Raw genomic sequence first — 26,306 nt, forward strand, 5'->3', positions numbered from 1 at the left:
CCGCTACCTCCCCAGTGTAATATTGTTTTTGGAATCCTGCTTCAACGCCGATTGAATAATTCGCTGTTGTTCTAGGCTGTGTACTTGCTGATAACCGCTCGCCGGGCTGGAACGATCCGGTCTGCCTGCGTAGCGAATTTCCGCTCCCTGTGGCACAACCTCTCGCAGACGAGGCTCCATATAACTCCAGGCACCCATATTTTTAGGTTCTTCCTGAGCCCATACGAACTCCTTCGCATGTGGGAAGCGGCTGAAAATATTCCGAATTTCCTCTGCCGGGAAAGGATATAGCTGCTCCACACGAATAATGTGCAGACGCTCTTCGGCCTCATTCCCGTTCTTATCCTTCTCCAACGCTTCCTCCAGATCAATGGCAATCTTGCCACTGCAAAGTATAATGCGCTCTACGCGATCCGGACGTGATCCCAGACCAGGTTGTTCCAACACAGGACGGAATGTTCCCTCGCTGAATTCAGAAGCAGGCGAAGCGACACGATTGTTGCGAATCAGGCTCTTGGGCGACATCATCACAAGCGGACGTGCTTCCTCGCTTTCGCTTAATGCAGCCTGACGGCGCAGCAGGTGGAAATACTGTGAGGCACTGCTCAAATTGGCGACAGTCCAGTTATTTTGTGCAGATAACTGGAGGAAACGCTCCAGACGTGCACTCGTATGCTCTGGCCCTTGTCCTTCGCTACCATGCGGCAACAGCATTACCAGACTGGACTTCTGTCTCCATTTGGCACGGCCGGCGGAAATGAATTGGTCGAAAATAACCTGCGCACAGTTGGCAAAATCGCCGAATTGCGCCTCCCAAATAACCAACGTCTCAGGAGAAAACACGTTATACCCATACTCAAAGCCGAGAACCGACGCCTCAGACAATGGACTGTTATGAATACTGAACGAAGCACGTGCTTCCGGCAATGTATGCAGCGGGCAATGGGTACGCCCGGTTTCAGGCTCATGCAGCACAAGGTTACGATGAGCAAAAGTAGCTCGCTCCGCATCCTGACCTGTCATACGAATAGGCTTGCCGTCTGCTAGAATAGTGGCCAAAGCCAGCGTCTCCGCCAAGCTCCAATCTACCTTTTCACCCTCGTTCAGAGCTGTTTTTCTACGTTGTAAAATTCGTTCCAGCTTCGGATATACATGAAAAGCCTGTGGCCATTTGAGCAAGTTTTCATTGATTTGGCGCAGCTTTTTCAATTCAACCGCCGTACGGATCGGTGTGCTCTGATTCTTTTTCGCCTTCACAGCTGTAAATTCAGGCTCTTCTTCCGGTTGATTCTTCACATGCTCATGTGCTTCCTTCAGTCGGATTTGGACCTTATCGATAAGACTGGCAGTATACCCTTCATCGACAATGCCCTGCTTCATCAGCTTTTGAGCATACAATTTGCTCACCGTTGGATGATTTTTCACCTTACGATACACCAGCGGTTGGGTTGTTTCTGGATCGTCGGATTCATTGTGACCATAACGACGGTAACCAATCAGATCAATCAGAAAATCCTTCTTGAAACGATTGCGGTATTCGCCGGCCATACGAGCGGCAGCAATACAAGCCTCTGGATTATCCGCGTTCACGTGTACAATCGGAATTTCGTAACCCTTAGCCAGGTCGCTGGCATAACGGGTCGAACGTGAATCAACACTCTCTGTCGTAAAGCCCAGACGATTGTTGACAATAATATGCACTGTACCGCCGTTACGGAAGCCGCGCAAATTCGTGAAATTGAGTGATTCGGCTACGATACCTTCACCTGGGAACGCCGCATCACCGTGCATAATAATGGTAGCCGCCTTGCTGACATCCAGCTTCGGATAACCAGCCTCACTGCGATCCTCCTGCGCTGCACGTGAAAATCCTTGCACCACCGGATTGACATATTCCAGGTGACTTGGGTTGTTCGCCAATGTCAGACGGGCCTGTACGGCTTCCCCATCTTTTACAAAACGATCCGCACCCAGATGGTATTTTACATCCCCAGTCCAGCCGTAGTTAATTCCTGTGGAACCTTCCGACGGGATCAGATCCTTATTCGGCGAATGATGAAATTCAGAGAAAATTTTGCTGTAAGGCTTGCCCAGCACATGTGCCAATACATTCAGACGGCCGCGATGCGCCATCCCCATCAGGACATGACTTGCTCCCGCATTTGTAGTTAGACGAATAATCTCGTCGAGTACAGGGACAAGCACATCATTACCCTCGATGGAGAAACGTTTCTGCCCGACGAATGTTTTATGCAGGAACTCTTCGAATTGCTCTACTTCTATCAATCTGCCCAGCAAAGACTTGCGTTCCTGTGTTGTGAGTGGCTTGGAGGACCAACCGGATTCAGCATAGCTATTCAACCAGCTACGTTCCTCCTCGTTATGAATGTGACTAAATTCATAGGCAATCGGTCCTGTGTATGCTACACGTAGCCGTTGAATGGCTTCCCATCCATTCAGTGTTCCCGCAGGAGCGTTATCCCATATTAAAGAGGCTGGAAAAGCCTTCAGGTCTTGTTCAGTTAAACCGTAAGATGCTGGATCAAGCAACCGTGTATCCTGCTCTTCATCCAGTCCCAGTGGGTCAATTTGGGCGGCCAAATGTCCGTATTCACGGATATTCCACACCATTTTGCCCGCTGTAACCGCTTTCTGCAATGTGTTTGAATCAAGGTTCCCCAGAGCATTTGTAGGGGGGCCCTGCAATTTGTTGTCTATCATGGAAGCAGCCGAATATTCGGATTGTGGCGGCTCGCCCCATTGATCAAACAGCTCGCGGTAAGCCGGATCAACTGTTCCGGGGTCCGCTACATACTTTTCATACTGGTCCTGCACATAACCTAGATTAGGTCCGTAATACGTCTGCCAAGGTACCTGTCTGCTGCTCTCTTCCATTGTCATCTCGTTCCCTCCGTCAAATTTTGAAATTCATAGCTGGACGGAAATCATTTTCATTTTGTTGTTTTGATAAATCTTAAATTTGAGTAATTCACACTATGTTCACATTATATGAAATCCATCATCAAAAGTCGAATTTCACAGTGTTTATTTCTCTTCCATTGTATAAACTTTTCTAGCTATGAGCATTTCCTTTTTCTCAACATATCCATGCGTAAATGAGATGAATCGGGTTGTTCTGTAATTCTGTAGTCTTTATCATCTAAAGATTAGGATGTGATATAAAAAGATATCTTAATCGCAAACTTAAATCTGTGACTGATATAAAAAGAATCGCTACAAATGGCGAGACGTTAGCTTAATAAAGATTGAGGTTGACACCCTTTTGTGAGTCAGGAATCAAACACTTGGCAACCTAAATAACCAGCCATTGGATATCGAGCGATGGCTGGTTATTTAGGTTGCCGATATGATGCAAATTCAAACTTAAAGTGACATTAAAGTCACTTTTCTGTACAATTTTCCTGCTTTTCACTATTATTTTACTTAGGCATCTAAAAACCGCTTTGAAAGTGAAAGGGATGGAACTGTGACTGGACTAAAACAAATACTTAGAAACAAGAATTATGTCAGATTTTTTCTGGCAACCTTTGCCTCACAAATGGGAGGAGTTATCGGGGTTACTGCATTCATGTTTTATTTGTTGAAACGGTTTTCAAATCAGCCTTACTATGCAACGATTGCCGAGTTAATGTATTCGCTCCCGATGCTGGTAGTATTTCTCGTGGTTGGAGTGCTAGCAGATCGGATGGACAGACAAAAAATTGCTGTTAATTGTGACTGGATTAGCGCTTTTTTATCTTTATGCTTGCTTATTTTTATTTGGGTCGATTCGATTCCTTTGATATTTGCCCTCCTCTTCATCCGTAGTGCTGTCTCCAAATTTTTCTTCCCAGCCGAAAGTGCCATTGTACAGGGGATATTAAGCGAAGATGATTACACCATTGCCGCAGGTCTCAATCAAATGATGGGGAGCCTTTTCATGTTATTTGGAGGAACTCTCGGGGCGGTCGTTTACTGGCATCTTGGAATTACTGGAGCCATCCTCATTGATGCTGTTTCTTTTATTGTGTCTGCACTGCTTATTCGCTCCTGCAAAATTTCCAAGGAAGTACGCCTTCCGAACGGGGCACATCATTTTAAACAACTAAAATTCAAACTTGTCATGATCGATTTTAAACAAGGATTTCTTTACATATTACGCAACAGACTATTGCTTTGGTTGGTTTCAGGCTTTTTTATGTTTGGTATTTTAAATGGTGGTTTTAGCGTTTTACCGATGTTTATTCTTAAATATAAACTAGCTCCAGGCAACTATGAGCAGTATACGGTATGGGCAGGTATTATTTTTGGAGCTGGTGTGTTGCTTGGTACCCTAATCGCTTCGCTCATCTCCGCCAAGTTAAAGCTACACCAAATGATTGCAGCCGGAGTTCTGGTAGCCGGACTGGGGATATGCACACTTGGATTTGTTAACCACCTCTATGCTTTTCTGATTATCAATTTTGTCATTGCACTGATCCTTCCGTTCATTAACATTGGCATAGGAGGATGGCTGCCTCGTATTGTAGATCCTCAAATGATGGGACGTGTGCAAGGTTTGATTAATCCGTTAATGATGCTGTCCCAGTCTCTTACATTAGGTTTTATTGCTGTAAGCTTTCCTTCATTTATTTCAATTGAGTTCTTGTTTTTATTAGTTGGGGTCTGTACCGTTTTTGTAGGAATATACTACACTATTGTGCTTCCCCGTTATGCTGATTACAGCACTTCTTCTAAGGCCCTTCAGGAATCTTTATAGGCAAATGGAAAAAGTTTATAAATGGTAGCATTGAAGGGATTGTTGATTTGTCACTTTTGCCTCCAATCCCGTGCAGAAGCAGAAGTGGCTCCATCCTATCTCCCTTCAATGCCTCACAAGTACATACATTCGTTGTATACGGCTAGCTCGTCAAAAGCCAGTAGCGACAAAGAGCGATAGGATAGATGTAATATACAAAAAAAATGCCCGGCAGGCGCACGATCCGCACCCGCAGGACATTTGGATTATTATCGGAGTAGCGGGATTCGAACCCACGACCTCACCCACCCCAAGGGTGCGCGCTACCTGACTGCGCTATACCCCGATGAACCAGTGTATGTAAATCGTTGCTGTTATTTACCATTATAATCTGGTCATAAAAGACTGTAAAGGCATAGTTTAGTCTGAGTGACACAAAAAGTATAGACTAAAATCTTAGATCACAGGAGCTAACCATGCAGAGCAAAAAAATAATCATTTCCGCAGTACTATTAGTTTTTTTAGTACAATTAAGCATTCCTATGTGCTACACCTTTGCACAGGATGAACTTGTCATAGATCAAAAAACGAAGGAGAGACTAGCAGAGCAATATGGCTTGGAAGAACCTCAGCCACCTGCATCAGAGCAGCAGAAAAAAATATTTTTCGAAGCTGATTGGGGTTTTAGCACTCCTGCTGGTGCTGTGGTGCAAGAATTGATCAGCTTCACTCACAATCCGCTCATATTTATTAGTCAGCAACTGTTACGTTCGCTAAAATAGCCCTGTACAAACTTTAAATACAATTTCCTTCCATATATAAGGTGGTTGCATTGATTTTTGTATTCCATTTCCAAATCTCCTTCTTGCTTTGCGACCTTAATTCGAAGAAAAATTCACGGTAACATCACCTGATACCAAGATCGTTAAAAGATCCATAAAATATTGCTGTGATGAAAATTCATAACATCTCTTTTCTTGGTCCCATTCTTCCTCAAATCTTTCCAATAAATAATGTGCATTTTTCCAATTGATCGTGAACGGTCCTACTGCCCCAAAACCTCCACAGAGACAGTCCGATATACTGTCCAAGCTAAATCCAAAGTACCCTCCCGGCCCATTAATCGCTTCACCAAGTGCTATAAAAAATGTTGTAAAATCAGATATGTATTTGCCCTCTAAAGTGTAGACTTCTCCTCGTTTATCCGGTCTGGCAAAATGATTAGATGCAGAATATATTCTAGTCACGTTTAGCCATCCGGATCGCTCTTCTTTAGAGAGAAGGTATGCCATATATTATTCTCATGCGGCTGAGCTCCCTTTAAAAACTCCCATAATCTTAAATCTACAGAGGAGGGCTTCGTTTCAAACATGCCTGTTAACTCCAGATGGAAATTTTCTTTATTGTAATTTTGTTTATGGATTATGTAGGATTCAGGTAAATGAAAATAATAGCTTCCAATCACTTTTTCTTCATCATCTAAAATAGCAATGTACAAGTTGGATATAGATTGTTTTGTCTTTGCTATGTTTCTTATGAATTCCTCATTAAAGACAAATTGTTCAAACATGACCTTTTCATACGTTTCGACCATGATATCAGCCGTTAATCCAACCATATCTCGACAAAAACCAACTGTGAGCCCACTTTCATCATCCATAACAGCAAATCTATATTTCATATCATATCTCCTCACAATAATTTTAAGGAATATAGCATTTTAGGAATATAAAATCATGTAAAAAGTTCTAAAGATTCTAGCAAAAAGTCACGCTTACATTTGTTTTTATGATCAGCTAGCTTCCTTCTTATCATTTGTCTACATAGTTCCTTTTGAGCTTTAGTAATTTTATCTTGCACGTTACTTATCAATTGATAAGACTGTCTGCTCGCTTCAAAGGTATCATCCAGTAAATCTACCAGCACCACAACCTGCTCAGATACATCAAAAAATTCTAAAGCATATAACAGTGTTCCTCTATTCCCCTTGGTCTTTGGATTTCTTAACAAGTCGATAAGTGGCAGCACCGCTCCACTGTCTCCTAGATCAGCTAATGTAATGGCAATTACATTTACAGTATATAACAACTATCCAGTCCCAACGCAATAATAATTTACATATAATAACAAAATTATGTCTCTTTTGTACATAACGAACAATGTCAAGGACCTGAATAAATTTCAACTCATTGATTTAAAATAAACAAAATGTTATATTGTCTATAAAATAATCATCAATTAATTGAGGTGTTTGCTAAAATGGATCATTCCGAACTATTCTGGAATGCTGGCGTTGAAGAACTGAAGCGCGGATATATACGCCAACGGGAGCAGGTGGTTTGCCTGCTGGATGGACAACGATACGAACAAGGCATCATATATCAGGATCAAGGGGTATTCTATGACGCGGAGCGGTATATGCGCCTTCATATTGAGCGGACGTACGGTTCGGTGTTTGACTATTTGATCGGTCTGGACAAAAAGCTGACCGGACTGACGGATCATCAGAATCGGCTGCTTCAGTTATTTTATCAAGGGATGGGCGATGCGGATATTCAAAAGGAAACCGGAATCGGCAGCGCATCCACCATACGCAATCATCGCTTTGGTCTCAAGGAGAAAGAACGGCAGGCCAAGGTATTTCTCACATTAATGGAACTGTTAAAAGAGAAAGATCGTCACGCTCCCGCCATCGTAGAAGTACCCGTACGAGCACGGATGGTAGACGAACGCTACAACATTACAGAAGACGAAAAGCAAAAGATACTCACAAAGTATTTTCCGAATGGTACAGACGGTCGCCTAAAGACCTTTAAAATGCAAGAAAAGCACAAGCTGATTGTGCTGCGTGAAATTGCGGGTCGTTTTGTGAAGGGACAAATATATCATGAAAAAGATATCAATGCGATTTTACAGGAAGTATACGACGATTATGTCACGGTGCGAAGATATATGATCGAATATGGTCTACTAGATCGCAAACCGGATGGCAGTGAATATTGGTTGAAGGAATCGTAAAGCTAGACATTTATAAAATAGGGGGATTCGACAATGGATCGGAGAAAAGAACTAGTTCAGCAATACATGGAGATGAAGACAGAGGCGGGAATCTATTGTATTCGCAATACACGCAATGGGAAAATTTTCGTCTCTTCCACGCCGAATTTAAAGTCGCTGAATGGACGGCGTTTTGAGCTAAATATGGGTGGATTTAAGAATAAACAACTACAACAGGAATGGAATGAGTACGGCGAAGATTCGTTTGAATTTGAAGTGCTGGATGTTTTGAAGAAAAAGGATTCGGAATTCTTTGATGTCAAAGACGCGCTGGCAAAGCTGGAGCAGACCTGGCTTGATCGACTCCAACCTTACGGGGACAAAGGATATTTGTAAACTTACTGCTCCGCGGAAAACTCCTTGCGAAGATAGCCAAAAACAACAGCGTCCACAAACTGACCTTTTTCATAAAAGTAATCTCTCAAGTGACCCTCTTTAGTAAAGCCACTTTTGAGCAGCAGCCGTCTGGAGCCTTCGTTGTCTGGATCAATGAAGGCTTCTATACGGTGAACCTGCGGCAACTGAAAGCCGTAATCCACCACCACCTCCATCGCTTCTGTCATCAGGCCTTGCCGCCAGTATTCCGGTGCCAGCTCATAGCCGATTTCGATACGGGAGTGCTCCTTCTGCCAGTTATGAAATCCAATTGTGCCGACGATCCGCTCAGGAGCATCTTTTAGCGTAATCCCCCAACGAAAGCCCTCTTGCTTCTCATATCTGGTTAACATGGAACGAATAAATTTCTCTGCTTGCTCTACCTCCGTAAAGCTTTCCAAATCATAATATTTTGTGACTTCATCTCTGGAGAAATAGGTGAATATGTCCTCCGCGTCTGCTAATGTAAGCTGTCTTAAATAAAGCCGATCAGTCACCAAAGTCGGAAACGTTTCCATTGCCATCATACATCTCCCCTCTACATCGAAAAACCTATTTAATCAACCACCATCCGATCCCCACCAACACTCCATTGATGAGAAATAATGTGACGCATGCTCTCCACTTGTTGATTTCACTTGTTTGAAAAAAGCTAGTCACAGTACTACGACACAGAAATATTGTAAAAAATAAATTCCAAATAACACGCATACCATATTTAACGTAGTATAGAGCAGGGCTAAGCTGCACACCGCCTAGCGCTGGGGAGATATCGGGAATAAACAGAATGGCACACGCATAACGCATGGTCTCATATGTAAAATAAAATAATGCCAGCCACCAAGCCCACCTCTTACCAAACAACATACCAACGCCGGCAGTCGTTCCTGCCAAACCGAGTAGAGCAATGAACCCTTGAAACATGCCTCTGCATATGCCTAATAATGTAGAAGCCTCATTTAATGCATTAAGCGTCAATAGCTGTGTCACCAACAGGAGTGCTCCATTAAAAATCAGTAAAATAGCTGAAATGCTTACACCTAAAGGTCGTTCGAAAGCCACGTTCGTTACATAATCTTCTACTTCTTTTTTTGTATACAGATCGGACACTTCTTCTACTCTCCTAACCCAATTATTACATCCATTTTTGCGACGGGCATAATAACAGTGTGTTTTCGCCTCATTTCCATATATCGGCTTTTAGGAAAATATGGTTTAATCTTCCCTGAAAAATCCCTCGTTACCTATAGAATAATTATTATCCAGGGCAACAATGCGATCAAATCAATGTCATGAGAATCCTGATTGTTAACTGAATCCCAAATAGAGTAATATCTATCCTTATAATACCATTCCAAGAGTGAATCTGACAAATGATTGGTACTAGTACTTATGAATGTGTACGCGTTATTTTCGTAGCTCTGTAACCTTTAGAGGACTCGATATACTCTACTTGATACCCCATTCGGGCATCCAAAAGCTCTTCCATGAATGGGAGGCAAGGACTGTAAATAAAGCTCCCTCCTGGCCGAATGGCTCTAAGCAACTCCATATGTTTATGAGCGTACTCCTGGATATTGCCGTCTGTCTTCAGATGATGATGTATAAAATGATTGGAGAATGCCATATGTGAAATGATCGTTCCCCATGTACTTTCTCCATAAGTGGTCTCTAACCAATCCCCTTGAATGACACAACCTTCTGTCTCAGCCAGCCGATCTGTTCCGTAAGCCTCAATTCCCAAGGAACGTAAGTAGGTAACCAACCGTGCCTCTGATCCGCAACCAACATCTAGAACAGGCTCTTGCAAACGAGCAAGGTCCAATCCTAGCAGATTGGCTTGCAGCTCCGGCGTATATTCCTCACAAGGTATCCAAAAGGTATACTCACTCTCTGCATACTTCTCGAACATTTCACGTCCATTGGTACGAATAAGGAAATCTCTCAAATGCCCATAATGCTGCTGAAGCAGTAAGTCCAGAGTTGCTCCAGCTATAGTTTTCTTTTGAAACAGCCTTTCAATCCGGGTGAAAAATCGATCATACAGCTCCGCAAGCTCCCTTGCATGATTTGTGTGAAAATGTAGATACTGATTGGTATTTACAAACTGGGACAGTATTTTGGCCGCTACATCTTTCACAAAAACATGATATGTATGTTGGCGCTTCAAACTTTGAAGCATGAGGATCAGTTCCGGGCTTCGCTGCGTCAGCCAGTACGTCATTTCCGTTGAAGGTCCTAGCAGAACAGAACCCTCGCGCATGTAAAATAAACTCCGATGCTGATTATGCAGGAGTTGACCGTTAATAAGATTATGAAGTTGAGCGACTGTCATGCTGCTTCCTCCTTTAAGGTACAGAACATTAATGCCCTACCCAATCCTAAATATTTCTGGGTTTGGGTAGGGTCAGCTTGTTTTCTGAGTGTATCATGGTTATGGAAACTCAGTGCTATTGCAACTTTTCTGCCTTTACATAAGAAGATAAAGGAATATTCAAGTCACGAACCCCTTGGGCTACCAACCGGGCTATTTGCTCCGCACCATACTCCTGAAAATGTGTATCATCCTTCACACCATCAGGAAATGCAGGATAGACACCTGGATCCAAATGTAAAAATAACGGAAGTGTTCCTTCCAGTCCCAGTGTATCATAGTAGTCTACACTCAATCGACTAAGATCGACCAGCGCAACCTTCGTCTCTGAGGCTGTTTCCTTCATGGCCTGCACATATTCCGGAAAACTGATCCGAAACGAAGCGCTTGCTGCATCATAATCCCGGCGGCCTACAGGAGTAATTAACACAGGTATCGCACCGCGTTGGGTGGCTCCTTGGATGTACGTTTTCAAGTATACTTTGTAATCGGCCGGTGAAACATAACGCTCCTGATTATTGATCGCAGCATCATTATGCCCAAACTGTATAAACAGGTAATCTCCTGGACGGATATTTCGTAAAATATCATCTAACCGCCCTTGAACCAAAAAGGTCCTCGTACTACGTCCACCAATAGAACGGTTCACAAAAATAGTCTCATCTGTAAAAAATGGAGCAATCATTTGCCCCCAGCCTGCCTGAGGCTTCATCGAGGCTTTGTAAGTTTGAACCGTAGAATCTCCTGCAAGGTATACGGAAGGATGCTCTCCAGCCGTTCGAGCTTCCTTGGGAGTGATAACCAGGGCGTTGATCTTCGCTTCATTTCCTGAGAAATACAATTCGAGCTGACCGTCGATGAGTGCAAGCTCGAACGCAGCCTCAACAAATTGTCCTGCTGTTTTGGTAGTAGGTTCTACTTTCACAATGGATTCGGCTTTAACCGTAATATCCGTGTTTCCAGCAGTATCTCCGGCAATTAGAGAAAGCGTGTAATCCGCAGGTGGTAAATTGACGACAAAGGATGAGCCTTGAACACGCACAAAATCTGAGCGTATAGCATCACTTCCACCACGGTTCTCTTCAGTTACCTTGGAAAGATCGGTAAATCCATAGCCACGCTCAGGCGTGTAAGCATCCTTGGCAGTGACCTGGGTGTAGCCGTCTGCTACATCTCCAGGACCAAAATCAAAACGAAGAGGCGCCGCAAGCTGCTTCTCGGCTAACGCCTGCCCTGGAATAAGTATAGTTGCAAACAACAAGCTGAACCCTGCGCATAACCCAATCATCTTACCCAACAACCTGTGACGCTTTCTCTTTTGTTTCAAGCGCAACCCTCGCTTCTCAGATTATTTGAGTGGCTTGTCATCGTCTATACGTCTGTTGATTCCGGCCAGCCTCTGGCAGCCTTGGTCCAGTGCCCAGGAGGTCACAACACCCATCGTGTACCTGATCAGATCCATGGTCAGAAACCCTTTGCCAAGCACTAGGCCGCCCAGGGTTGTCGCCCGAATGTGGTTAATCCAGGGAGCCTGGTACATCTGACTGAACTCAATAGCAAAGCAAAACAGCAAACTGCCCCAAAGAGCTACAGACAACTGACGATTCACCCACAACATTCTCAGCCCAAAATAAATCATACACGCCCACAAGGCATCCCCAAAATGATTAGCAACGAATGCAGGTAAGTGGGTGGAGAAAGCCCGGCTTCCCAAACCCAACAAGATCATGACCAGCACAGCAACCAAATACACAGCACGAGCTTTCCAGTGGAACCTCTCCATATTTTTCAGAATAACTCCCCTACTGTTGCTTTTACGAATGTTTCTCATATTACATTACCTGTCCGAACACTGAAAAACATCCACTAAACGGCTGAAAAGCTCGTATAGCATCCCTTGGGATAGCGTTTGCAAGATTGCTGAACCTTAAGCTGATGTCATATTGTATGCACACCAACTTGTCTGTATTTTTCGTCATATCATGAATCATAATAAGCCTCCACAGCATCCTTCAAGCGCCCGCTAAAATTCGATACCACGCACCTTGGCAAAAACCATTTGGTGTGCCATGCTCCCCTCTTCATCATACTCGATGTTTCTTAAAATTCCTTCCAGTGTAAAACCTGCACGTTTTGCTACCTTGGCGCTGCGCGTGTTTCTAGAATCACAACGAATCTCCACCCGATTGGCATGCAAATGCTGTATGGCAAAATCCGTAATACTGTGCACGGCCTCAGTTATAATACCTTTTCCAGTCCATGAGGTTCTGAGCCAATATCCAATTTCAAATCTTCGTGCGTCCCAATCAATATGATGCAGACCGCTGCTGGCTACAAATTGTCCCGAAGCCGTATCAAATATATACAGCACCATGTCAGATCGATCCAGGAATTTAAGTCTGGCTTGGCGTGAACGAATTTCAGATTCCTCCGCCGAAGGGAGATTTCTAGCAAAAGGAAGCCAAGGTCGCAGCTCATTTACACTTTCTCGTATCGCCTCATTAACCGCTGCACCATCGCCCCATTGCGGAGCGCGTATGGTCAATCGCTCCGTCTGGAATTGCTCCGGGAACGATAACAGAATGGGATTCGGTTGCTGCTCCCTACTCATGATGCCCCCTCCTCCATATTCGATGGATAACTGAGGTGATCCAGCCAGCCAGTGATTTCGCGCAGACTTTCAATCTGATGATCTGGTGCAATGTCCGTTTCACTCCACGTCATAAAGCCTTCAAGCCAGATGGTATGCAATCCTGCACTTTGCGCACCACGAATATCATTCGTCGGATGATCGCCTACATAGCAGGCATGACTAGGTTCGGCAATGTCTAGCTCATTCAAAGCTAATTCGAAAATTCGAGGATTAGGTTTTTCGATGTTGACGCCACCCGATACGATAATGGAATCCACGTAATCTCTCAGCATCACTCGGTCGATTTTCGCCTGTTGTGCGCGGAGTGAGCCGTTGGTAATAATGCCAAGCTTCAGGCCCCGAGACCGCAGCTCAGACAGCACTTCCTTGGCCCCATCCATCAATACCGTAAACTTATGAAATTCCCCATACCAAAAGCCCAGCATCTCCTGTACTGTTGTATCGGGATTTTTCAGTTTCAGGTTTGCATGCAGCTCAGTATATAGCTCCTTCTTATCCCGGTAGCCGTCCCGATCTGCCAGACGTATTCGTTCAACGACAGCCGCACGGCTGGCTGGTTCTTCTGCCACAATAAATCGTTCTATAAAACGCTCCGTATATGCAGCAAATGCCTGTTTGCGATGAATCAGTGTATTATCCAGATCAAAAATAATGGCTTCTATAAACATAACGAGCTCCTTTCTGTCAGTTCTTTATACCGATTGGATTCGAAACAAATTGAACAACTCCAATCACAAGAAGCAAGAAAAAAATAGACAAGAAAATGATGACCATATACTTTAGGATTTTGCTGGAAGTCGACTTTTGTTCGAGTTTGGTCTCGATGTGGGCTAGCCTTTCCTTGATTTCTTCCAAATCCTGTTCCACCTTCATTTTATGCTCTCCTTCCTTCGCCTCGACTTATTTAACTTCCTAGTGATTCGACGCTTCAACTACATAAATCACTCCAAAAGCGAACTGTTTTTACGGCCTCAAAATCAATCTGTTCGTAAGTCTTCTCTCCAAATTCCAGCTTGAAATACTCCTGCAAACTTTCTCCATACACGATAATATCCGTTTGATACACTGAAAATACCGGATTTCCTTCTTCACAAGGCTGCTCTGGGATATATCGGTGACCATAGATGGGGATCAGCTTGGGCACGCGCAAAAACTCACGTTTACACGTATCAATGGCGTCCTGCAAATCTGTTGGTCTATTCCCCCATTCAGAAGGCCAGAACATATTCTGTTCCACATCGAAAATCATACCTTCGAGCGGCCAATTCAGCCTTTCCCAAATGACACCCATCCGCTGTGGTGACGTATCTCTCCAAGGAATAAAGCTTCTACCGATGGGAAGAACGTTCATCAGCAGCTCTCTTAAGTCGGGCGGAAAGTGAATATCATACCTGTCTTCGATCTCAGTAATCTCCCGGGTGGATAAGCCTGGGGTTAAGATTACATCGTTTTTACGTAACAGATCGATAATATAAGCGACATTCATCTTGGATTGAACACCTCCATCGTTGTCTGACTGCACCTACCGATTGATTTCTAACAGTTCGTCGAATGGATGCTGTCTGCTCTTTCCCAAAAATATGTACTTCCTTCTAGTGTAATCCAATAGGAAAAGAAATCCAAGACTTATCCGCAAGGCGTTGCTGAATAAGCTTGGATGATAGGAGAGTCCTTTTTCAGCATATAAGACCTTTAGACTTGTTGTCCGTTCATCTGAATATCTACGTCTACCTGCTGTCCCAGCCAAGTCCGCATGCGATTCCATGAAAATACCTGCTCCATGTGAAAAACACCATATGGAAGTTCTGAACGATACAGGGCAAGCGCTGCAAAGACGGCGACTTTCGCAGTTAAATCAGACTGATGTTGTCCCTTTAGCCTGCATTCGACCCTCGTCTCCTTGCCATTGAGCGTTCCTTGGGCGTCTACCTTGACTGCTACAGCATTTTCTCCAAAGTGCACCTTACCAAAGCTGCGAACTACAACCTCACGAACTGCTGGCTGTCGGAGCAGACTTGATATCCCGATCGTCCGAAGCCCTGCCAGAAGCCGGGTGGTCAAGTGCGAATCGAAGCACAGGCGTGTGCTGACTGTAGGAACATTGAGTGTACGTGGAAGTGTCTGCTGATCCGTAAAGGGAAACCGATATACCCGATGACGACCTGCTCCTGCACCAAAGTCTGCCACTATGCCGTCGGTAAACGAAACTCCCTGGGTCACCGTCAGAGCCACTCTCCTGCAAGGCGGGCGCGAGCATATGGGCGAGAAACAGCTGGCCGTATGGTTTGAGCCTGCTAAAGCAACTGATATGTTACCGCTTAAGGCCGAGATCTACTCATGGACTAAACGAGAGAGACAGCTGTCCGGCTCATTGTGCAAGGCTTTTCTACCAAGGAACTGGCAAGTGCACTTCATATTACGGCTTACACAGTGCAGGATCATCTGAAAGCAATTTTCTTGAAAACAGAGGTAAGCAGCCGTCGTGAGGTAGTATGGAAGGTATATTCCAGATTTAATTAAAAATTATAAAGACAGATGACCCACTTAAAGGATCATCTGTCTTTGCATCATTGCTCTATTGAGACGCATGAGTCTTATTTCTGCGAAGAGGATTTTGTATCGTCGTATGATACTGGTGTGGGCTTCGCAATCCATTCATCAGCCTCTGGCTCGATATCCACACCGTTGTCCAGCTTCGTCTTCTCCATCAAGGAATCTCCGTCCTCGTTCTTCTTGTTGCGGATTTTCGCCTCGTCTTGAGTATGGTCGCTCATGTTGATTCCTCCTTTATTAATTTCATCTGATGGTTGTACCTTAATCATAATTACCCATTGCTGTCCTGTACAAACCTCTATACGACCAGATGCCCTTTTTTCTCCGCCGGTCCAATGGTCGCCTCAATGCCAGCATTAAACTCCAGGAAGTCGCTTTCTACTCCATCACTGAAAATAACTCCGTTCTCCGGCATCTGCGAAGCAATACGCAGCGGTCTTTCAACTGCCACCTGTCCAAATACCAGCTCCGCAGCAGTCGTCCGACTGGGAAACGGTTCTCTCACCGTAAAATAAAGCGATGGCAAACTCCAGGCTGCACGATGATCATGCGCCATTCCTTCTACCGCCCCTGCTTGACTGAAAGTAGCATCTGACATCAGGTGATCTGGAGTCAGCGAGACCGGGTGCCGTGTAGCACTGCCGACAATTCCGGCCGCTCCAGCCAACACACTCTTCAACCAGCCTGTCGCTCCCAGACCCGTGGAAACAATAATACCGCTGGATGATTGCTGCTCTACCTGCCCCTCCAATCTCAGCTCATATCTCGCAGACACATGAGTTTTGCGCCCGATGAACAAATCGTTCACGGCATATAAGGATTGACCGTCATTCAGTTGGGCCTTAGCCAGCGTAACCTCCTTAATCGGCCGTCTGTGCACGAACACATCTGGCACCACCCAGCGCAGATCGGATACAGTAAACGGCAGCAATACCCCGTCCCAGCGCATTGGATCTGGATTCACACCGATCAGCGGCTGCTCTGTTAAATATTTTAACGTGTTGGCTACCAGCCCATCCTGCCCCAGTACCACCACCGTATCCTGTTCACCAAAAATAAAGTTCGGCACATGCTCCCGCTCCACAATCTGTACACGTCCCAAAGCCGATAACTCAGACGTCGCCGTTGCCACCGCCCTGCGGTAATTCTCATCTTCCAGCACATAATCACTGAAATCCGCCCCCAGCCGTTCCATAAAGAAACGAGCCTGCTGCACCGTATTGTATCGGACAATCAGTTCCTCCAGTCGCGTTTTACGCTTCACCAAAATAATCTTCTGCTCTGTCATTCGGCTGTTCATCGTGTTCTTCCTCCAGAGCCTCTCGATCCTGCTGATCCGCTCGTTCCCGTATCTGACATGAGACCTTGCAGCAGATCCGGTGTAATGTTCAACTGACCAATTTTTCCTGCATTTTCTGCGAGTTCCTGAAAGGCGATCGCAATCAGCTTATCTGGGCTCATATCCATATTGGCCATAGCTTGAAGTACGTTAGGCTCGACATCCTGCAACGATTTCATCACCGCTGTCAGCTCATAGGCCTTGGCATCGGCTTCGGCCTTTTTATTCGTTACGGTCAGCTCAATCAGTTCGCGCTTTTTCTCCTCCAAGGCCGTGTCAAACCGCAGCTGCTCCTCCTTCATCTCACTTTGCTTTTGCTTTACGGAACGCTCGGCATCGAGTTGGGTTTCGCGAATCTGTCTTTTTTTCGTCTCCACCGCAATTTCTGTATTCAGCTCATTCTCCTTCACACGCCGCTCCTGCTCAATGGATGCGTTACGGCGCTCATACAAAGCTTGATCCGCATTCCGAAGAATTTCCTCCCTCGCCTGTGCTTCCAGTGCTCTCATCGTCTCCTTATTTGGTAAAATCGCCAAAATGGACAGCCCCATGACCTCAATACCCAGTTTCTCCATTTCTGTATGCTGAGCCATATCCTTCGTCATATTTTGCGCGAGCCGTTCACTGGACTGAACAGCCTCCTTGAGCGGGACACGTTCCAGATACTTTTTGGTAAGTACCTTTGCGATGTTAATCACCCGTTGGGCCAGCTTGCCCGGATCATCTGAGATATGGCGCTTCCCCTTCAGGTCATACGTATAGTTCAAAATCTGCGTCGTTCGCCGATAATCCACAATCCGATAAGTCAGCTGTCCCTGCACTGTCACCGCCTGAAAATCATTCGTCATGTCCTCAAACATGAACGGTACATCAATGGAAGAGATCGGTACGACGACAACCGAGGTAGTCGGGGCGTAGTAATAAAAAGATAATCCAACTCCCTCCCGAACCACCTTCCCATTCTTCACCTTCATGACATACTCACTGGGCTGAAATTTAACAAAATTAAATCCAAACATCGTCGTTTCCTCGCTTTCTTTATTGTGTTCGGCGCCTTGTTAATTCTTAATTGTTATTATCAATTTGTTATTAACAATAAAATAGCATAGATAAACAATAATATCAATATGACATTTATAAAAAATTAAAGGCCGCTTCCCCTCCGATTTGCTCGGTTAAAGGAAACAGCCTCAGATTAGGAAGCATCAGCTTCCCTTTTTCTATCGGATATCACTTATATTCCATTCTCTATAGAACTGCTCCAGATACATTTCCATCCATTGATGACGGACCTCTGCCAGCTCTCGGGCATAAGCAGTATTCATTAAATCCTTGAGCTTGAGCAGCTTTTCGTAAAAATGGTAAATGGCACTTTTACCTGCGGCGCGATATTCATACTGTGAATAGTCTTGATCCGGTTCATGCATGACACTGCCTTTTGAGCCTGCATACATAAAGGTTCTTGCAATCCCGATCGCCCCCAGGGCATCCAACCGATCTGCATCCTGTACAACCTGACCTTCCAGCGTTTCCATAGCCGGGTTTTGTCCACCATTGTAGGACATTGTAGCAATGATGGTCATCACGTGTGTGATCACATCCGGATCGTTTACATGCTGATGCAGCCACTGCTCCACTTTATCCAGCCCCGCTTGTTTGGATTCATTTAATTTTTCATCCGCTACATCATGCAGCAGTGCTGCCAGTTCACATACGAATGGATCTGCACCTTCTTTTGCAGCAATTTCAATAGACAGCTTCCTCACCCGATCAATATGCCACCAATCGTGACCACTGTGATCATGCTCCAACTGCTGCTGTACATACGGCTCTGCCTTTTGGATGATTTCTACCATTATCGCTTCCTGTTGCTCTGTTCGTCTCTTCATAAGTCACCTTTCAATCCCGTCCATATGTGCTATGTGAGGTTGGTTTGTTTTTTTATACGCATGTCCATTTGCTTAGCACGAATCATCGAGAGCGCCTTACGGGCTGCCAGTTTCCCATTCGGGCTTCCATGCTTCACTACTTCTTTTAATAATTTGGTCGCTGGTTCATACCCATGATGTCCCAAAAGCATACATGCGCGTTCCTGTACATACATATCTTCATCATCCACATAGGAAAGCAATGAGTCCACCTCACTGACAGGTGTAACTGCCATTAAGCTGTAAAGAAGCTGGCATCTCACATCATCCTCCATAGATGAATCCTTTTCCAATATAGCCTGTAATTCATTCTTACAGTGAATATCTTCTGCTAGTTGTTTGGCACTTATGTCCCCACCAGATGGGTAATCCTTGTGCATCTGTTCCCAATCCAGCACTGGATTTTGCTCCAACTCTGCAATTAGCGAAGCCGCATTTCGATACACTGGCGACAAATCCGTTTCCTCGTGATTGATATAACATAATTTATATGACAACGGCCCCTTTACATATAGACCTACATAATTAGAATGATCATCCGTCCATAGAGGGACGATATGTTTGAACACCCCGATCTGCGCCATCCACTCGATACTCTCGGCAAGCTCCTGCTCACTCAATAATCGTAGCTGAACCTTCCTCCCTTCCTGCTTCTTACGATGGATTATTAAAGCTTCCAGCATATCATCAGGCAGATAAATCGCGTGCCGTTCAAGCACCTCTCGTAAGCTCATTTTTTCACGCTCCTTTTCTTTTCCACTCCAAATCTACTCTTTAAGTCCGAAAAGGATAGGCTATCTTTATTTTATGCTATATGCGTATGGCATCCAACCTCTAGCATCAGAAATCAGTAACCTAGCAAAAAAAGAACTTCCTCAACCACATCAATTGTGGTCAACGGAAGTTCTTTGGCAATTTCTGTATTAATTCTTCTCTATTCAACTGGTCTATCTTATCTACTCCACAACACCCAACTCGCGGTTTTTTTCCTTGAATCGGCTATTGTGAGAAGATACATATGCAGCTTTGTCAGCTGTCGGATCAATGTACAGCTTGGCGCTGTTGAGGGCAAGGGCAGCATCTGTGAACGTACCTGCAATCAGATACAGCTTGCTTCCGTACTCGACAAAATCGCCTGCAGCAAAAATCCCCGGTAGATTCGTTTCCAGCTTGTCACTCACCCGGGCATGCCACTCTCCCATATCCAGTCCCCAATCACGCAGGGGACCGAAATCGGATTTTAGGCCGTGATTTACGATGACTGCATCAACATTCAGCAGCTCTGTTTCGCCCGTATCTACATGATTGATCGTCACCTGCTCAATCGTCTCTCCGTTGTTGCTATGTAGCTGGCTTACTGCATAAGGTGTGAGAACACGAACCGAAGAGGATTTCATACGGGCTACATTTTTCTCATGTCCACCAAAATGATCCCGACGATGTACAACTGTCACACTCGCTGCAATAGATTCCAGCTCATTCGCCCAATCTACCGCCGAGTTGCCTCCACCGGAAATTAGGACATGCTTGTCCCGGAACGGCTCCAGCTCTTGTACGGTATAATGCAGGTTTGTAACCTCGTAACGGTCGGCGCCTTCAATCTCCAGTTTAGCCATTTTCAGAATACCATAACCTACGGCCAGAACGATCGTACGCGTCCAGTGCTGTTCCCCTGTGGCAGAAGTTAGCAGGAACGTACCATCTTCTTGCCGATCCATACCTGTAATCTGTTGCCCCAATACAATGGTAGGCTCGAACGTCCGTGCCTGCTGTTCCAGCTGGTCAATCAGCTTTTCACATAAAATCGGAGTCACCCCTCCAACATCCCATATCATCTTCTCCGGGTATATGCGCATCCGTCCGCCCAGCTCATGCTTGGCTTCGATCAGTTTGGTTTTCATATCTCTCATGCCACTGTAAAACGCAGTATACATACCGGCCGGACCGCCGCCGATGATCGTTACATCATATAATTCCAAGGACTCTGTCACTCTGCAACTCTCCCTATCGTAACGTAATATGTCTGCTTCTATTATAAGTGATAATAATTATCAATATCAATTAAGAAATGAAACATATCTGTGACAGAGGTGTTCGTGACTGTTGAATTACATTTTATATAGTTTATCTAACTACTGCGTTCGTTAAGCTTGTGTATTAAGCAAGGATTGCTGCACTATGGCACGCAATGCTTTTTCATTCAGCCCGGTTTGCACAAATTGAAAACGGTGACCTGCCAGTCTCTGAACTCGATCTATGATTTGTCCCAGATGATAAGCTGTATGCTCCACCACATGGTAAACATCATACATATTTATATGACCTGTGTTATCCAATGCTGAACAGAAGGAAGAAAAAGCATCTTCAACTTCATCCAGCAGTTTGATGCATGCCCGCAGCTTAACCAAATATTGATCGTACATTCTGTGCTTGGATATCATTTTAAATTCATACATGGAAGAATTCATATGCTCATTCCTTCCTCTATCTTTTCAGGTGTATTTTTTAAAAAAGTCACTCCCGTGGATTATCCAATATTGTTCAGCAGGAGGGACCTCTTTCAGGAAGTTTTGATATTCTCCTTTCCACCCTACCGGGACATAGTGTTCGAAAGAAGCTGGCTCTGGAAATAGCGAGTAGAGAACTTTTTGGTCAAAATCAACATACAGAGCAGGACAGAACTCCAACACTTCATCCTTATGCTGGATTGCATCATCTAGCACCTGGAGCACTGTAGTGAGCTCTCCCGCAGCTACCTTATATTCACGGATGTGATCCAAAAATGCTCCCGCTGTGGTTTCATCTAGAATATCGATACCAAACCGTTCCTCCATCTCGGTATTCAAAAACCAATACTCTCTTTCCGTCACATACCAATTCCATTGTCCCTGGAAAATGACACCGACAATGATGTTTTGCGCATATTCTGGCCATAATTTCATGAGCTTTTGCATTCCTCTCTCTCACTTACAGCTTGATCCAAAACCGGTTTACACGGTTTCCATCTTCCTCTATGTAATCCTTGTCTGGTATTCCTCCGTTCCGCAAAATCGTTCTTTTGGAACTGATATTATCGGAATCGCATACGACGAGGGCTCTGGAAATGCCCAATTCTTTTGCTATGCCCAATGCCTGGTCCAGCATAGTCACAGCGTACCTGTTCCCTCGTGCAGAAGGACGGATTCCATAGCCAATATGACCCCCGGCATTTAATAGATGCTCATTAAGGCCATGACGGATATTCACTGCTCCGACAACCTGATCATCTGCATCCACCAGCCAGTATGTCGAACTTTTAACCCAGCCTTCAGACAAGCCAATTCCATTTTTCTGGTGCTTTAAAAATGTCAGCATCCCTTCAAAATCATACGGTTCTATAGAAATCACCCACGGCACCATGTGCTCCTGGCTTTTTTTCCATTCCTCATAAAATGAAAGATAAGCATCCTTCCAGCGCTGATCCGGCTCAACCAATCTGACGCCCCGCATCTCACTCACTACCTCCTCTTTAAACGTTCATTCTCCTGCTTACGGTCGTCTTCATCTCTACACCCCATAGTTCTTAGTCGTTGCTTCCAGGGTTTCATCCGTCTCTGCAATCCACACGGAACTAACCTCAAACGTCCCCGGCTCAAAAAACAATGGAAATCTCCGCTTAAACCAATCCTGCATTGGCAGATTTAATGCTTCCTTCATATCCACCCACAGCAGCTCTCCCTCAGGGGGATTCTTTAATAGTTCACCCTCCGTTGCTGTAGCCAAATAGTTAAAGACCATATATCTCAGCCCTTGGTCTGGATCACAATATTCGTCGATACCTTTAAATACAATTTCCGTAACCGTTAAGCCTGTTTCCTCCTTTACTTCACGAATGGCCCCGTTCACAATGCTCTCCGGAAATTCTACTTTTCCTCCTGGAGCAATATATCCCGGAAATCCCTTTCGATTCGGTCTATTCATAAGCAATACCTTGGTTCCGTCTTGAATCATACACATGGTATATATTTTGTGTATCACTTCTGTAGCCAATCCGATCATACCTTTCTTTATTCACGATTCTCTAATCTAGCTTTATCTTTCACACCGACATATTGTGGTTAAAATCCCCCATAGAACGATCATAGTCCCTCGTCAAACAACTGTAGACCTATAATTTCAAAGGAGACGCCGTCGCCCACCTTAACGTTGACATCACCATTCATTTCTTCCGAATCTAAAACAAACGTAGCATCCCCTGCAACAATCTCCAAACATTCTATCCCGCCTGCCTCGCCGTGCATCACCTGTTGTACCATTCCTTGAATCCAATAGTCACCTAGCTTTGGTTGAGTGCGAACAATGCCTGTCTTTTCAGTAGGGCGCAGTCTTCTGAACCCTTTTATACTGGATTGAGAAATCTCAACCGAAAGGACACAGCCAGGAGTCAACTTGTCTAAGCTTTGTTTATACGGAACAACATACGCATATCCCAAGGTCAACTCACACCAAAAAGATGTCCAGTAGCCGTACACCTTTTCCTCGCCAATACTACGAATGATGATCTTTTCATCTTTATATACTTCGTTGATCCGTACGCGCATATTCGGAGTCCTCAGTAGATCTTTTTCTTATAATAATAGTGTTTAAAACCTCTAGGAGCCTCATCAATGACACCAACTACTTCATACCCATGTTTCTCATAGAATTCAGGCGCTTGAAAAGAAAAGGTATTTAGTTGTATAAAATTACATCCTTTATCTCTAGCCATCTGTTCGATTTCACCAAGCAGTTGCGAACCGTAGCCCTTTCCTCTATGGCCCTCATCTACCCACAATATATCAACCTCCACCCAGTTCCAACACAACACACTTAAAAGACCACCGATGACCTGGCCTTCTCCATTTTTGAGCGTAAGATTAATCTCTTCATATTGAGTTTGAATATCTGCTGGGACGTATTTTGCATTAAACTCAATCAACTTGTTCCTGACGAAACGAGTTTCATCCCTACTACTTCGACTCACTTGAGGTTCCAGCGTCATGGCATAAATCCTCCAAATTAGAATGTTTACTAATACTTACTGATTCCATCTATAAAACTAGAGTTAGAAACCTTTCATCTTCCCACTGTTATTTATTGTATATACTTTTTTATGTTTAGTCACATGATTAAACGCAAAAGGCAGGCTCCCTATGAAACTAAGAGCCTGCTGTCTTTTGTATCATCGTCTGTCTTGCAAGTGAAGAGATGTGATGATCAGATAGAAATATCCAGTGATTTTCCAACCCCCGTAATATCACTGCCATTTGAGGTGCTCGTACGGGCTATTTCCATATTGCTGGGAACGGACTTTTCCATCTTTGGTGTTGACGTGCTGCTGGATTGAGAGCTTTGCTGTACCTTGTTGTTCTCTGCTTCAAGTTGAGATTTTTGCTTTTCCAGACTGGCTGTATCATTGGTACTGGATGAAGATGTAGTACTTGTAACGGATATAGAGCTACTGGATATGGCTGAAATATTCATAAAAAGATTCTCCTTTTTAAAAAGCTAAGTATGAGTTACAGATGTGGGCCAACCGGTTTTAAGGTATGCTATTGCACTCTAAAGATTATGACGAAGATGATATAGATTGTTCGAAAATCTTGGCGATTTTATCGAATAAAGCCGATATTTCTTCATCTGTTGCATTCGATTCATCTGTGTTTCCCCATGCGTTTTTTAATGCAGAAATCAGATCTGTTTGCTCATCTGTTTCTGAAGAAATGGAGCCCGATATAAGATCGGAACTCAAGACGTTTTGCAAATCATTCAGTACTGATCTTTTTTCATCTACTGTAAGCTCTTTTTCAGATATAGTGGTGTTATCCTCTTGATTAGTGGTCTCCTGAATATTCCAAGCAAATGGGGGCATAATTCCACCCATCGCCTGCATCATTGGAGGCAGACCACTGTTATCAACCTCAGGTCGGAATAAGTCACCTTCAGGCGGCGGTGCAGGGCGATTATTCTGGATCGTTTCTGCTACTTTATCGAATAGATCCGATACTTCCTCATCTGTTGCCGTCGCAAGATCTACCTTGGTTAACAAGTCGCTGACTGTAGCTAGAGGATTTTTCATACTGTTGTTGATATCATCCGTTTCAGTTAAAGCACTTGAAGACGTCAGGGAACTTTGTAGATCTGACAACAATGATTTCTGTTCGTCCACAGTCAGTGCAACAGTATCCTGGTCGTATTTGTACTCATAACTGCAGTTTCCCGTAGGAAGCGGAGCCTGCATCCCCCCGGCGTACTCCATAAATTCCGTACTTAATTCAAGTGAATCGTTAGATTTCTTGTGTGTGGTATGCCCCGCGTTGTTTAGTCCATTCTCATTTGACTTCACTGTATTCGAATTATCGTAGGAAGTCGTGATGAGATGCCTGTTAATGGATAGTGACACAGTAGATCCCCTCTCAGTGTTCATAATATTTTTAGCTGCCCACCTCTCTTTCATCGGTAGCAAAACTGAAGGCAGCCTGAGGGAATGCTGAATGATAACTGAATGAATATGGACTGACCCATACCGTATTTCTTCTCTTTTTCCTAGACTATAGTCAAGGAAAGTCCCCTCCGCAGGACGGGGAGCTGAGCCCTACTCCAGACAGGAGCAAGTCAAGGAATAATTTGTTACTCTTAGCAGAGATCATTGAACGTGTTTTTAAAAAATTGAAGGTAGGGGAAAGGTGTATGATCCGTATTAGTCATTTGGTTCAAGAAAGATTCATGTTCCTGCTCAAATTTTTGTATTCGCCTGCATATGTGGGTAGCGTAACACCCAGTTCCAGATTTTTAGCTAAAAATATGATAGAATCCATTCCATGGAGTGAAGTTCATGCCGTGGCTGAGCTCGGGGCTGGCACAGGGGCCATTACCCAATACATCCCGTCTACGACAACAATTCAACCTAAGGTTTTGCTCTTTGAGAAGGACCCGACCATGCAGCAAAGCTTAAAAAAAAGGTTCCCGAATTATCTATGCTATTCCGACTCGCGTGAGCTTCAGCTTGCTATGAAAAATGCCCAAATTGAACAGCTTGACTGTATAATCAGCGGACTGCCGTTCTTTAACTTTCCACAAGTGATGCGAGATCAAATCGTAGAACAAATCCATCTATCACTACGGGATGGAGGAATGTTTGTCGCCTTTCAATATTCTAAACAGATGAAGCAGCAGCTAGGTGAATGGTTTGATATTGAAGAAATCAAGTTTGTACCTATGAATGTTCCACCCGCATTCGTCTATGTATGCAGAAAGAAAGCTTAAGAAAG

33 protein-coding genes, 1 tRNA gene and 1 pseudogene are annotated in these 26,306 nt (G+C 44.4%); 6 read left to right on the forward strand and 29 right to left on the reverse strand.

The genetic code is table 11. The features are described from left to right. Positions 1 to 3: 3 nt before the first annotated feature. Positions 4 to 2,901 carry a 2-oxoglutarate dehydrogenase E1 component gene (locus tag ACQQ6X_RS09860; RefSeq protein ID WP_305165172.1) on the reverse strand — a complete coding sequence of 966 codons (2,898 nt, stop codon included), beginning with the start codon at positions 2,899 to 2,901 and terminating at the stop codon, positions 4 to 6. Between the two features lie 586 nt (positions 2,902 to 3,487). On the opposite strand from ACQQ6X_RS09860, the gene ACQQ6X_RS09865 reads away from it, so the two are divergent. After that, entirely contained in the window at positions 3,488 to 4,759 is a 1,272-nt protein-coding gene (locus tag ACQQ6X_RS09865; RefSeq protein WP_305165173.1) for an MFS transporter, read from the forward strand. A 251-nt stretch (positions 4,760 to 5,010) separates the two neighbouring features. Here the strand turns inward: ACQQ6X_RS09865 and ACQQ6X_RS09870 are convergent. Then, a tRNA-Pro gene (locus ACQQ6X_RS09870) sits at positions 5,011 to 5,084 on the reverse strand. Between the two features lie 130 nt (positions 5,085 to 5,214). Between ACQQ6X_RS09870 and ACQQ6X_RS09875 the strand changes: the two genes are divergently transcribed. Beyond that, positions 5,215 to 5,520, forward strand: coding sequence for a hypothetical protein (locus ACQQ6X_RS09875; RefSeq protein ID WP_305165174.1), 306 nt, complete (start codon positions 5,215 to 5,217; stop codon positions 5,518 to 5,520). Between the two features lie 96 nt (positions 5,521 to 5,616). Here the strand turns inward: ACQQ6X_RS09875 and ACQQ6X_RS09880 are convergent, their stop codons facing one another. The 3 genes from ACQQ6X_RS09880 to ACQQ6X_RS09890 are packed head-to-tail and all read right to left on the reverse strand — an operon-like array spanning position 5,617 to position 6,826. Next, positions 5,617 to 5,985 (reverse strand): barstar family protein, encoded by a 369-nt coding sequence (locus ACQQ6X_RS09880; RefSeq protein ID WP_305165175.1) that lies wholly within the window; start codon positions 5,983 to 5,985, stop codon positions 5,617 to 5,619. A gap of 2 nt (positions 5,986 to 5,987) precedes the next feature. After that, positions 5,988 to 6,419 carry a hypothetical protein gene (locus ACQQ6X_RS09885; RefSeq protein WP_305165176.1) on the reverse strand — a complete coding sequence of 144 codons (432 nt, stop codon included), beginning with the start codon at positions 6,417 to 6,419 and terminating at the stop codon, positions 5,988 to 5,990. Between the two features lie 53 nt (positions 6,420 to 6,472). After that, positions 6,473 to 6,826: a hypothetical protein gene (locus tag ACQQ6X_RS09890; protein WP_430493574.1), complete on the reverse strand. Its 354-nt coding sequence runs from the start codon at positions 6,824 to 6,826 to the stop codon at positions 6,473 to 6,475. A 171-nt stretch (positions 6,827 to 6,997) separates the two neighbouring features. On the opposite strand from ACQQ6X_RS09890, the gene ACQQ6X_RS09895 reads away from it, so the two are divergent. Both ACQQ6X_RS09895 and ACQQ6X_RS09900 read left to right on the forward strand, forming a co-directional pair. Further along, positions 6,998 to 7,756, forward strand: coding sequence for a DUF2087 domain-containing protein (locus ACQQ6X_RS09895; protein WP_305165178.1), 759 nt, complete (start codon positions 6,998 to 7,000; stop codon positions 7,754 to 7,756). A gap of 33 nt (positions 7,757 to 7,789) precedes the next feature. Further along, complete coding sequence (locus ACQQ6X_RS09900; protein ID WP_305165179.1) at positions 7,790 to 8,131, forward strand: GIY-YIG nuclease family protein; 342 nt, start codon at positions 7,790 to 7,792, stop codon at positions 8,129 to 8,131. Between the two features lie 2 nt (positions 8,132 to 8,133). Here the strand turns inward: ACQQ6X_RS09900 and ACQQ6X_RS09905 are convergent, their stop codons facing one another. From ACQQ6X_RS09905 to ACQQ6X_RS09950, 10 genes are all read right to left on the reverse strand, one after another. Continuing rightward, entirely contained in the window at positions 8,134 to 8,694 is a 561-nt protein-coding gene (locus ACQQ6X_RS09905; protein WP_305165634.1) for a GNAT family N-acetyltransferase, read from the reverse strand. A gap of 28 nt (positions 8,695 to 8,722) precedes the next feature. Continuing rightward, a complete protein-coding gene (locus ACQQ6X_RS09910) occupies positions 8,723 to 9,280 on the reverse strand; it encodes a hypothetical protein (RefSeq protein ID WP_305165180.1) in 558 nt (185 codons plus the stop codon). Between the two features lie 280 nt (positions 9,281 to 9,560). After that, positions 9,561 to 10,505 carry a class I SAM-dependent methyltransferase gene (locus tag ACQQ6X_RS09915; protein WP_305165181.1) on the reverse strand — a complete coding sequence of 315 codons (945 nt, stop codon included), beginning with the start codon at positions 10,503 to 10,505 and terminating at the stop codon, positions 9,561 to 9,563. A gap of 115 nt (positions 10,506 to 10,620) precedes the next feature. Then, positions 10,621 to 11,832, reverse strand: coding sequence for a rhamnogalacturonan acetylesterase (locus ACQQ6X_RS09920; protein ID WP_305165635.1), 1,212 nt, complete (start codon positions 11,830 to 11,832; stop codon positions 10,621 to 10,623). 60 nt (positions 11,833 to 11,892) lie between these two features. Continuing rightward, positions 11,893 to 12,375, reverse strand: a complete 483-nt coding sequence (locus ACQQ6X_RS09925) for a DUF2809 domain-containing protein (RefSeq protein WP_305165182.1) — start codon at positions 12,373 to 12,375, stop codon at positions 11,893 to 11,895. Between the two features lie 192 nt (positions 12,376 to 12,567). Further along, positions 12,568 to 13,155 (reverse strand): GNAT family N-acetyltransferase, encoded by a 588-nt coding sequence (locus tag ACQQ6X_RS09930; protein ID WP_305165183.1) that lies wholly within the window; start codon positions 13,153 to 13,155, stop codon positions 12,568 to 12,570. Then, positions 13,152 to 13,865: an HAD family hydrolase gene (locus ACQQ6X_RS09935; RefSeq protein WP_305165184.1), complete on the reverse strand. Its 714-nt coding sequence runs from the start codon at positions 13,863 to 13,865 to the stop codon at positions 13,152 to 13,154. Before ACQQ6X_RS09935 ends, ACQQ6X_RS09930 begins: the two co-directional genes overlap by 4 nt. Before the next feature lie 16 nt (positions 13,866 to 13,881). Beyond that, positions 13,882 to 14,070, reverse strand: a complete 189-nt coding sequence (locus ACQQ6X_RS09940; protein WP_305165185.1) for a hypothetical protein — start codon at positions 14,068 to 14,070, stop codon at positions 13,882 to 13,884. Positions 14,071 to 14,125: 55 nt separating this feature from the next. Beyond that, positions 14,126 to 14,719 (reverse strand): SMI1/KNR4 family protein, encoded by a 594-nt coding sequence (locus ACQQ6X_RS09945; protein ID WP_430493575.1) that lies wholly within the window; start codon positions 14,717 to 14,719, stop codon positions 14,126 to 14,128. Between the two features lie 170 nt (positions 14,720 to 14,889). Next, the gene (locus ACQQ6X_RS09950) at positions 14,890 to 15,417 is read right to left on the reverse strand and encodes a hypothetical protein (RefSeq protein ID WP_305165187.1); all 528 of its coding nucleotides are present in this window, start codon (positions 15,415 to 15,417) and stop codon (positions 14,890 to 14,892) included. Here ACQQ6X_RS09950 and ACQQ6X_RS09955 point away from each other — a divergent pair. Continuing rightward, positions 15,389 to 15,717, forward strand: a pseudogene (locus tag ACQQ6X_RS09955) (response regulator transcription factor); the annotation flags it as partial. The gene ACQQ6X_RS09950 and the pseudogene ACQQ6X_RS09955 overlap by 29 nt on opposite strands. A gap of 74 nt (positions 15,718 to 15,791) precedes the next feature. On the opposite strand, the gene ACQQ6X_RS09960 reads toward ACQQ6X_RS09955, so the two are convergent. The 14 genes from ACQQ6X_RS09960 to ACQQ6X_RS10025 all read right to left on the reverse strand — a co-directional run bounded on the left by ACQQ6X_RS09960 (position 15,792) and on the right by ACQQ6X_RS10025 (position 25,438). Then, positions 15,792 to 15,971 (reverse strand): hypothetical protein, encoded by a 180-nt coding sequence (locus ACQQ6X_RS09960; protein WP_063209972.1) that lies wholly within the window; start codon positions 15,969 to 15,971, stop codon positions 15,792 to 15,794. 77 nt (positions 15,972 to 16,048) lie between these two features. Continuing rightward, complete coding sequence (locus tag ACQQ6X_RS09965; protein WP_305165188.1) at positions 16,049 to 17,050, reverse strand: sugar kinase; 1,002 nt, start codon at positions 17,048 to 17,050, stop codon at positions 16,049 to 16,051. After that, a complete protein-coding gene (locus ACQQ6X_RS09970; RefSeq protein WP_305165189.1) occupies positions 17,047 to 18,108 on the reverse strand; it encodes an SPFH domain-containing protein in 1,062 nt (353 codons plus the stop codon). The genes ACQQ6X_RS09965 and ACQQ6X_RS09970 overlap by 4 nt, the downstream gene beginning before the upstream one ends. A gap of 201 nt (positions 18,109 to 18,309) precedes the next feature. Further along, the gene (locus tag ACQQ6X_RS09975) at positions 18,310 to 18,978 is read right to left on the reverse strand and encodes an HD domain-containing protein (protein WP_305165190.1); all 669 of its coding nucleotides are present in this window, start codon (positions 18,976 to 18,978) and stop codon (positions 18,310 to 18,312) included. Between the two features lie 29 nt (positions 18,979 to 19,007). Next, positions 19,008 to 19,751, reverse strand: coding sequence for a HEAT repeat domain-containing protein (locus ACQQ6X_RS09980; protein WP_305165192.1), 744 nt, complete (start codon positions 19,749 to 19,751; stop codon positions 19,008 to 19,010). 222 nt (positions 19,752 to 19,973) lie between these two features. After that, positions 19,974 to 21,008 (reverse strand): NAD(P)/FAD-dependent oxidoreductase, encoded by a 1,035-nt coding sequence (locus tag ACQQ6X_RS09985; protein WP_305165193.1) that lies wholly within the window; start codon positions 21,006 to 21,008, stop codon positions 19,974 to 19,976. 153 nt (positions 21,009 to 21,161) lie between these two features. Further along, entirely contained in the window at positions 21,162 to 21,485 is a 324-nt protein-coding gene (locus ACQQ6X_RS09990) for a hypothetical protein (protein WP_305165194.1), read from the reverse strand. A gap of 24 nt (positions 21,486 to 21,509) precedes the next feature. After that, complete coding sequence (locus ACQQ6X_RS09995) at positions 21,510 to 21,959, reverse strand: hypothetical protein (RefSeq protein WP_305165195.1); 450 nt, start codon at positions 21,957 to 21,959, stop codon at positions 21,510 to 21,512. Positions 21,960 to 21,984: 25 nt separating this feature from the next. Continuing rightward, positions 21,985 to 22,506 (reverse strand): GNAT family N-acetyltransferase, encoded by a 522-nt coding sequence (locus tag ACQQ6X_RS10000; RefSeq protein ID WP_305165196.1) that lies wholly within the window; start codon positions 22,504 to 22,506, stop codon positions 21,985 to 21,987. 57 nt (positions 22,507 to 22,563) lie between these two features. After that, positions 22,564 to 23,055 carry an 8-oxo-dGTP diphosphatase gene (locus ACQQ6X_RS10005; protein WP_305165197.1) on the reverse strand — a complete coding sequence of 164 codons (492 nt, stop codon included), beginning with the start codon at positions 23,053 to 23,055 and terminating at the stop codon, positions 22,564 to 22,566. 80 nt (positions 23,056 to 23,135) lie between these two features. After that, positions 23,136 to 23,597, reverse strand: a complete 462-nt coding sequence (locus tag ACQQ6X_RS10010) for a hypothetical protein (RefSeq protein WP_305165198.1) — start codon at positions 23,595 to 23,597, stop codon at positions 23,136 to 23,138. A gap of 11 nt (positions 23,598 to 23,608) precedes the next feature. Next, positions 23,609 to 24,037 (reverse strand): GNAT family N-acetyltransferase, encoded by a 429-nt coding sequence (locus ACQQ6X_RS10015; protein ID WP_305165199.1) that lies wholly within the window; start codon positions 24,035 to 24,037, stop codon positions 23,609 to 23,611. Between the two features lie 215 nt (positions 24,038 to 24,252). Further along, positions 24,253 to 24,519, reverse strand: a complete 267-nt coding sequence (locus ACQQ6X_RS10020; protein WP_305165200.1) for a hypothetical protein — start codon at positions 24,517 to 24,519, stop codon at positions 24,253 to 24,255. Between the two features lie 85 nt (positions 24,520 to 24,604). After that, a complete protein-coding gene (locus ACQQ6X_RS10025; protein WP_305165201.1) occupies positions 24,605 to 25,438 on the reverse strand; it encodes a hypothetical protein in 834 nt (277 codons plus the stop codon). A 287-nt stretch (positions 25,439 to 25,725) separates the two neighbouring features. Here ACQQ6X_RS10025 and ACQQ6X_RS10030 point away from each other — a divergent pair, with 287 nt between their 5' ends. After that, positions 25,726 to 26,301 (forward strand): class I SAM-dependent methyltransferase, encoded by a 576-nt coding sequence (locus tag ACQQ6X_RS10030; protein ID WP_305165202.1) that lies wholly within the window; start codon positions 25,726 to 25,728, stop codon positions 26,299 to 26,301. Positions 26,302 to 26,306 lie beyond the last annotated feature (5 nt).

This window comes from Paenibacillus ottowii (genome assembly GCF_050516475.1).
GTDB classification, from domain to species: domain Bacteria; phylum Bacillota; class Bacilli; order Paenibacillales; family Paenibacillaceae; genus Paenibacillus; species Paenibacillus ottowii.

Excerpts from the sequence above, each read along its gene's own strand:
- ACQQ6X_RS09860 (WP_305165172.1), bottom strand. The coding sequence starts at position 2,901 with ATGACAATGGAAGAGAGCAGCAGACAGGTACCTTGGCAGACGTATTAC.
- ACQQ6X_RS09875 (WP_305165174.1), top strand. The coding sequence starts at position 5,215 with ATGCAGAGCAAAAAAATAATCATTTCCGCAGTACTATTAGTTTTTTTA.
- ACQQ6X_RS09885 (WP_305165176.1), bottom strand. The coding sequence starts at position 6,419 with ATGAAATATAGATTTGCTGTTATGGATGATGAAAGTGGGCTCACAGTT.
- ACQQ6X_RS09895 (WP_305165178.1), top strand. The coding sequence starts at position 6,998 with ATGGATCATTCCGAACTATTCTGGAATGCTGGCGTTGAAGAACTGAAG.
- ACQQ6X_RS09900 (WP_305165179.1), top strand. The coding sequence starts at position 7,790 with ATGGATCGGAGAAAAGAACTAGTTCAGCAATACATGGAGATGAAGACA.
- ACQQ6X_RS09905 (WP_305165634.1), bottom strand. The coding sequence starts at position 8,694 with ATGGCAATGGAAACGTTTCCGACTTTGGTGACTGATCGGCTTTATTTA.
- ACQQ6X_RS09915 (WP_305165181.1), bottom strand. The coding sequence starts at position 10,505 with ATGACAGTCGCTCAACTTCATAATCTTATTAACGGTCAACTCCTGCAT.
- ACQQ6X_RS09920 (WP_305165635.1), bottom strand. The coding sequence starts at position 11,832 with ATGATTGGGTTATGCGCAGGGTTCAGCTTGTTGTTTGCAACTATACTT.
- ACQQ6X_RS09925 (WP_305165182.1), bottom strand. The coding sequence starts at position 12,375 with ATGAGAAACATTCGTAAAAGCAACAGTAGGGGAGTTATTCTGAAAAAT.
- ACQQ6X_RS09930 (WP_305165183.1), bottom strand. The coding sequence starts at position 13,155 with ATGAGTAGGGAGCAGCAACCGAATCCCATTCTGTTATCGTTCCCGGAG.
- ACQQ6X_RS09935 (WP_305165184.1), bottom strand. The coding sequence starts at position 13,865 with ATGTTTATAGAAGCCATTATTTTTGATCTGGATAATACACTGATTCAT.
- ACQQ6X_RS09940 (WP_305165185.1), bottom strand. The coding sequence starts at position 14,070 with ATGAAGGTGGAACAGGATTTGGAAGAAATCAAGGAAAGGCTAGCCCAC.
- ACQQ6X_RS09960 (WP_063209972.1), bottom strand. The coding sequence starts at position 15,971 with ATGAGCGACCATACTCAAGACGAGGCGAAAATCCGCAACAAGAAGAAC.
- ACQQ6X_RS09965 (WP_305165188.1), bottom strand. The coding sequence starts at position 17,050 with ATGAACAGCCGAATGACAGAGCAGAAGATTATTTTGGTGAAGCGTAAA.
- ACQQ6X_RS09970 (WP_305165189.1), bottom strand. The coding sequence starts at position 18,108 with ATGTTTGGATTTAATTTTGTTAAATTTCAGCCCAGTGAGTATGTCATG.
- ACQQ6X_RS09975 (WP_305165190.1), bottom strand. The coding sequence starts at position 18,978 with ATGAAGAGACGAACAGAGCAACAGGAAGCGATAATGGTAGAAATCATC.
- ACQQ6X_RS09980 (WP_305165192.1), bottom strand. The coding sequence starts at position 19,751 with ATGAGCTTACGAGAGGTGCTTGAACGGCACGCGATTTATCTGCCTGAT.
- ACQQ6X_RS09990 (WP_305165194.1), bottom strand. The coding sequence starts at position 21,485 with ATGAATTCTTCCATGTATGAATTTAAAATGATATCCAAGCACAGAATG.
- ACQQ6X_RS09995 (WP_305165195.1), bottom strand. The coding sequence starts at position 21,959 with ATGAAATTATGGCCAGAATATGCGCAAAACATCATTGTCGGTGTCATT.
- ACQQ6X_RS10000 (WP_305165196.1), bottom strand. The coding sequence starts at position 22,506 with ATGCGGGGCGTCAGATTGGTTGAGCCGGATCAGCGCTGGAAGGATGCT.
- ACQQ6X_RS10005 (WP_305165197.1), bottom strand. The coding sequence starts at position 23,055 with ATGATCGGATTGGCTACAGAAGTGATACACAAAATATATACCATGTGT.
- ACQQ6X_RS10010 (WP_305165198.1), bottom strand. The coding sequence starts at position 23,597 with ATGCGCGTACGGATCAACGAAGTATATAAAGATGAAAAGATCATCATT.
- ACQQ6X_RS10015 (WP_305165199.1), bottom strand. The coding sequence starts at position 24,037 with ATGACGCTGGAACCTCAAGTGAGTCGAAGTAGTAGGGATGAAACTCGT.
- ACQQ6X_RS10020 (WP_305165200.1), bottom strand. The coding sequence starts at position 24,519 with ATGAATATTTCAGCCATATCCAGTAGCTCTATATCCGTTACAAGTACT.
- ACQQ6X_RS10030 (WP_305165202.1), top strand. The coding sequence starts at position 25,726 with ATGATCCGTATTAGTCATTTGGTTCAAGAAAGATTCATGTTCCTGCTC.